Below are 801 nucleotides of genomic sequence, written 5' to 3' on the forward strand. Positions count from 1 at the left end.
GCCGACTCCCTAGAGCGCTGCAGCCATTATCCTAGTTCACAATCACCGGAGTGCTGATCCTGAAGCCAGCGATGAAGACTGGCGTATTATCGTGTGACTGAAGGAAGCGATGGGGTCGATGGATATACGGATGATTGATCGTGTGGTGGTGGGAAGTGATTGTTTAGGTCGTTTGCGGGATGGGAGTATTTTGGGGTAACTATTAGAAAAAATGGGGCTGCCCAGCGAGGCAGATCCTATAACGAGGCAAGCTTTCATTTTTCGCTAAGACGGCAAACGGCCTAAAGCTGCCTTTTAGGCGACGTTGATATAGCGGTTTAACGCCCTCAGCAACCGCGGCTTTGTAGTGGAGCCGAAGGCGGAACGAAAAAAGCCGTCGGCTTGCCTGCGAGTGTTAGGCGCTTTGTAGCTACAATTTAGCAAGCTCATCCACTAGCTGTGGGTTTCTCGACATAAATGACACGTATGATCTACCAAGCGACGTCAGCCTGTAATCACAGCCTTCTTCGATCATCAGCCCATTACTCACAGGATAGGCCACATATTTTATCCAATCCCAATCGAGCAATGGTTCGCCAACCTGCTCTTTTATCGAAAGGAAATAATGCTCGGCGTCTGCTCTACTTGTGCGGCCACCGTTATTAGCCATTATTGAAAATAAGTTGAACTGCGAGCGAAATAAAACCTTGTTAATATCGAAGTACCGAATTGCGCTCTGAAGAAGTGACACTTCCTGAGCTAGCACATTGATAGTTTCTTCCGGACTAATATTGAGTGCGGCGATATGTGTTTGTATCCCAC

At 47.9% G+C, this 801-nt stretch carries 1 protein-coding gene and 1 pseudogene; one reads left to right on the forward strand and one right to left on the reverse strand.

Annotated elements, in window-relative coordinates:
* Window positions 1-22 precede the first annotated feature (22 nt).
* Window positions 23-97, forward strand: a pseudogene (locus ACT3UM_RS24175) (DNA repair protein RadC); the annotation flags it as partial.
* A gap of 312 nt (window positions 98-409) precedes the next feature.
* Here ACT3UM_RS24175 and ACT3UM_RS24180 read toward each other — a convergent pair.
* A partial coding sequence (locus ACT3UM_RS24180) for a hypothetical protein (RefSeq protein WP_498902557.1) occupies window positions 410-801 on the reverse strand: 392 nt, incomplete at its 5' end.

It is taken from the genome of Halomonas sp. AOP13-D3-9, from assembly GCF_052379125.1.
GTDB lineage: Bacteria > Pseudomonadota > Gammaproteobacteria > Pseudomonadales > Halomonadaceae > Vreelandella.